3 protein-coding genes are annotated in these 5,232 nt (G+C 68.2%); all 3 read right to left on the bottom strand.

Annotated elements, in window-relative coordinates; genetic code table 11:
- Window positions 1-180: 180 nt before the first annotated feature.
- On the bottom strand, window positions 181-1,680 hold the full coding sequence (gene purF / locus BN903_RS03985) for an amidophosphoribosyltransferase (protein WP_048076509.1): 1,500 nt from the start codon (window positions 1,678-1,680) through the stop codon (window positions 181-183).
- 117 nt (window positions 1,681-1,797) lie between these two features.
- Window positions 1,798-2,190, bottom strand: a complete 393-nt coding sequence (locus BN903_RS03980) for a DUF5820 family protein (protein WP_048076508.1) — start codon at window positions 2,188-2,190, stop codon at window positions 1,798-1,800.
- 66 nt (window positions 2,191-2,256) lie between these two features.
- Entirely contained in the window at window positions 2,257-4,485 is a 2,229-nt protein-coding gene (gene rqcH, locus BN903_RS03975) for a ribosome rescue protein RqcH (RefSeq protein WP_048076507.1), read from the bottom strand.
- Window positions 4,486-5,232 lie beyond the last annotated feature (747 nt).

The following is a 5,232-nucleotide window of genomic DNA, read 5'->3' as shown; positions in this document are numbered from 1 at the left end:
CGGAAGAACCCGCGACGGCTCATCGACCCGGCGTCGTCGCCCTCGGCGGCAGCGTCGGCGTTCGATCTCATACCCCCACGTCTGACCGTGAGCGTATTTAAGCCCCCGATACGTCCCGGGCGATCGGATCCCGACCGAATATGTTCGGGAGAGCGTCGGCCGCCGTGTTCGGTCGTCCGGTCAGTCGTCCGCCGGCGGCGCGTCCGGAGTCGGCGCGTCGACGTCGCGGTCGGTCGCCTCGCCCTCGACGTCGAACGGGTACTCGCCGGTGACGCAGCCGAGACAGAGGTCCGCGCGGCTCTCGCCGAGCGCCTCCGCGACCGCGTCGACGGAGAGGTACGACAGCGAGTCCGCGCCGACTTCCTCGCGGATCTCCTCGGTCGAGGCGTCGGCGGCGATCAGCTCGTCGCGCGTCGCCATGTCGATGCCGAAGTAGCAGGGCGCGAGGATGGGCGGCGCGCCGATCCGGAGGTGGACCTCCTCCGCACCCGCCTCGCGGACCAGCTCCACGAGCTGCGTCGAGGTCGTCCCGCGGACGATGGAGTCGTCGATGACCGTGACCGACTTCCCCTCGACCGTCGACCGGATCGGGTTGAGCTTCAGCCGGACCGCGCGCTCGCGCTCGTCTTGGGTCGGCATGATGAACGTCCGGCCGACGTACCGGTTTTTCATCAGCCCCTCCGCGAACTCCACGCCGTCGTCGTCCGACTCCCGCGGCTCGCCGTCGGGCGTCGTCTCGCCCGCGGCGTCGGCGTAGCCGGAGGCGAACGCCCGCCCGGAGTCGGGCACGGGCATCACCACGTCGGACTCGACGCCGGACTCCTCCCAGAGCTTCCGACCGAGGTTGCGGCGCACCTCGTACACGAGGCTCTCGTCGATGACGGAGTCGGGCCGGGCGAAGTAGACGTGTTCGAAGAAGCAGTGGGCGGTCGCGTCGCGCTCGACCAGCTGATACGTGTCGTAGCCGGTTCCGTCGGGGTCCAAGACGACGAGTTCGCCGGGTCGTACGTCGCGGATCAGCTCGCCGTCGAGCGTGTCGATGGCGGCCGACTCGCTGGCGAGGACGTAGCCGCCGTCGATCTTCCCGAGACACAGCGGACGGTTGCCGAGCGGGTCGCGGACGCCCAACACGGTGTCGTCGTGGGTGATCGCGAGCGAGTAGGAGCCGTGGATGCGGTTCATCGTGTGTTTGACGGCGCGCACGAGGTCCTCTTCGAGGAGGTTGCGCGCGAGGTCGTGGGCGATCACCTCGGTGTCGCCGTCGGAGGTGAAGGCGTGGCCGGCCGCCGCCAGCTCCTCGCGCACCTCGTCGGCGTTGACGAGGTTCCCGTTGTGCGAGAGCCCGAGCGAGCCGGACTTAAACGAGACCGAGAACGGCTGCGCGCAGCTCTTGTCGAGGCTGCCGGCGGTCGGGTAGCGGACGTGACCGATGCCGGTGCCGCCCGACAGCGATTCGAGGTCCCCCTTCTCGAACGCGTCGCCGACGAGGCCCCGCTCGACGTGGCTGTGCTGTTGGAACCCGTCGTGCGTGACGATCCCCGCGGACTCCTGCCCGCGGTGTTGGAGCGCGTACAGCGCGTAGTACAGCGGGCGCGCGGCCTCCCGGTCTTCGAGCGAGACGCCGACGACGCCGCACTTCTCTCGCGGTTCGTCGCCGCCGTAGTCCCCACCGGCGTTCATGTACGCGTCGGGAAGACCGCTGTCGATAAAAATCCTCGTGTTCGTGGCGTATACCTCTCCTTCTCGACGATAAATATGCGCGATTATGTATAATATTTCGGTCGAGCGCTGCGGTCGTCACTCCGCGGAATTGCCCCCGACGTACTCGTCGAGACGCGCGAAGTAGTCCTCGCGCGGCACCTGATACGCCGCCCGGTAGTCCACGTCGCCGGCGGCGAACCGCTCCGCGACGTCGACCGCTCCGCCCTCGCCCGCCTCGCGGCTCTCGTACGTCTCCGAGACGGCCTCGATCTCCGGCTCCAAGAAGAGGACGACGTGCCACTCCTCCGTCGCGTACTGGCCCGATCCGGGTCGGGCGTTGCGCGCGCCGTTCGTCAGGTAGACGGTCGGGAGACACTCGTCCGGGAGGTCGCCGCCGCCGAAGACGTCGGGCCGGTAGACGAGGATGGCGCGGCCGCTCGGCTCCTCGTTCCACACGCGCCAGCCCTCCGGCAGCGATTCGAAGGTCATGGACGCTCTCCGTCGCGGAGGCTTGAAAGGATCGCGCTCGGGGAGCGGCTGGTCGACGGCGACTCCTCAGTCGACGATGTCCGACCCGCCCGGCGGGAGGAACTCCTGTAGCTGGTCCGCGCTCGCCACCTTCCGCACGAACGACTGGTCGGCGAATCGCTCTTTCAGGTTCCGGTAGGCCATCATCGCGGCGTCGTTTTGCGCGTACATCCCCGGCTCGAAGGTGACGTGCGCGGCCGCGCGGTCGACGATGGCCGACGGCGGGCCGCCGATGGCCCTCGTGATCGGCTCGCACTGGACGCCGACGGCGATCCGGCAGGGCACGTCCTCGAAGTACGTGCGGTCGCCGCGGATCACGAAGCTCCCCTTCTCGATGTACTCGCCGCTCTCGGGCGTCTTCGACACCTGATCGGGTTCGACCATGTACGCGTCGCCCGCGCCGCGGCCGTCCTTCCAGTCCGACGAGTAGGAGACGGCGAACTGGGCGGCCTCACGCAGCGTCTCCTCGGAGAAGTCGACCGGCTCGGCCGACTCGGAGGGACCGGAGGCCTTCAGGATCGTCACCGGTCCGCCGTGCGCCTGCGTGTGGAAGAACCGGTCGTGTTTGCTCATGTACTTTTTCACCAGCTCCTCGTTCTGGTCGGCGTTGCGGCCGCCGATGACGAGGTAGCCCGTCGAGGTGTGGAACCACCGGAAGCGGTCGTACCAGTCGTCGGGGCTCCGGATCGGGATCGAGGCGCGCGAGAGCCAGTCGGTCTCGTACTCCTCGTCGTCGTCCTCGTCACCCTCACTGTCATCTCCGCCGGTGCCGTCGTCGGCCGCCTCCTTGGCCTCCCACTCGGCCTTACGCTCCTTGACCGCCTCCAGCTCCTCGCGGGTCGACTCGATCGCCGCCATCGCGCCCTCTTTCTTCTCCTCGACGCGTTTCGCCTCCCGATAGAGGCGGTCGGCGTTGACCTCTACGCCCTCGCTCGCGTCGAGTTCGACGCGGACGGAATCGCCGTCCTCGTCGGCGGTATCGCCGTCGACCTCTCGGGCGAGTTCGACCGTCACCGTCCCCTCGCCGCCGTCCACGTCGACGACCGCCTCCGCGGCCGGAATGCCGCGCTCCGCGCCGGCGTCGAGCGTCTCGGCGATTTCGTCCCACGGGACCTCGTTCTCGCGGGCCTCCCGCACCGTCGAGATCACCTCGTCGACGAGGTCGTAGTTCGCGTACAGCAGTTCCGCGCGCTCGCGTTCCGCCTGCGCCTGCTCTTCGAATCCCTCGATCGCTCCCTGCTGCTGTTCGATGATCCGCTCCTGTTTGGCGATCTCCTCTTCGAACTCCGGGCGGGAGGCGCTCGCGTCCGCGGGCGACTCGCCGTCGGCGGTGTCCTCGCTGCCGAGCCGGTAGAAGTACTCGTCGACCGCGGCGTTAAACGAGTCGAACCCGACGCTCGGGAGGTCCTCGTGTTCCGCGAGCGGGAAGGGTGTCACGTCGACGACGCGGGGATCGGCGTCTCCGTCTCCGTTTCCGTCGCCGTCGGCGTTCCCGTCGCCGTCGATCGATTCCTCGTACACCCGTGGGTCGATGTCTCCCGACCGGAGCCGTTCGCCGATCCGGGAGAGCGCCTCGTGGAGCGCGCCGAGTTGGTCGTCGGTCACCTCTTCGATGGGGGTCTCCTTCTCGACGCCGGCGCGGGTACACACCTCCTCGGCGTAGAGTCCGCCGAGGTTCAGCTGCGTGGCGAGCGTTCGCACCACGTCGCTGTCCGACTCTCGCATGTGCCGGTCGAACCCGCCGCGGCTCACGTCGAGGGGGTTCAGCCGTGAGGCCGGGTACTCGTACTGCGAGCCGGGCGCGACCGTGCGGGACTTGAGTCGGACGGTCTGGAGCGCACCGACGACCTCACCGGTCTCGTCGAGCGCGGCGACGTTCCCCTGTCCGAACAGCTCGGCGACGAGCGTCGTGTTCTGGTCCTCGCGCTCGAACTCGAAGGTGAGGATTCGGTCGAACTCGTACTGTTCGACGCCAGCGAAGTCCGCGCCCGACATGCGGTTCCGCAGCATCTTCGCGAAGTTCGGCGGGCGACCGGGGGCGTTGGCGACGCGGTCGGGGTCGGAGGCGTGGGCACGTTTCACGTCGCCAACCTCGATCATGAGTTCGACGCGGCCGCGGTCGAAGTCGCGGAGCTTCAGCCGGAGCAGGTCGTCGTCGTAGAGGTACGCCTTGTCGACCTTCGCGCCCTCGTACCGATTGAGTTCGGTGACGAGCGCGGCGAGGTCGATGCTCGACAGCTCCCGCTTCTGGTCCATACCTCAAAGAGAGGGTTGGCCCTGAAAAGGCGTGTCGTTGTGTGGCTCGCCGCGACGGCGTCTACGGCTCGGTCACTTCCCCTTACCGTTTCCTTTCGCCTTCCCGTTCGCCTTCCCGTTCGCCTTCCCGTTCGAGTTTCCGTTCCCCTTGCCGTCAGCGAGTCGTTCGACCGTGTTCAGCGCGTTGATCCGGCCGGCACCGAACTCCGGATCGCTCTTGCCGTTCGCGAGTTCGGCCCCCTTCTGGATCGCCTGCTCGACCTGACTCGCGTTCGCGTCCGGATCGAGTTCGCGCACGAGCGCCGCGAGCCCGGCGACCTGCGGCGCGGCCATCGAGGTGCCGGAGATGTAGTCGTATCCCGTGAGACCCACGCTCGACTCCTCGTCCGTCGGCCACGTCGAGAGGACGCCGTTCTGCGGGAAGGGGATCTCCCCGTCTTCGGCACTCGCGTTGAGCGTCCGATCGGTAGTCTCGTACCATCCGCCCGGCGCGGCGATGTCGATGTCGCTCGTGCCGAAGTTCGAGTAGAAGGATAGCGTGTCGGCCGGTGAGGTCGCGCTGACGGTGAACGCCGCCGGGACGCTGTTCGGGAGCGTGAACCCGCTTCCCTGGAGGCTCCCCGAGTCGTTGCCGGCGCTACCCGTGATCACGGTGCCGCGCCGAACCGCGCTCTGGAACACGGTCTGAACGTCCGCCTTGAGCTTGTTCAGCTCCAGTCGTGGGAGGCAAGGCACACAGGGGATAGG

This window comes from Halorubrum sp. AJ67 (genome assembly GCF_000513435.1).
Note: the sequence above shows the minus strand (reverse complement) of the source record. Positions and strands in the feature narration are given on the sequence as shown.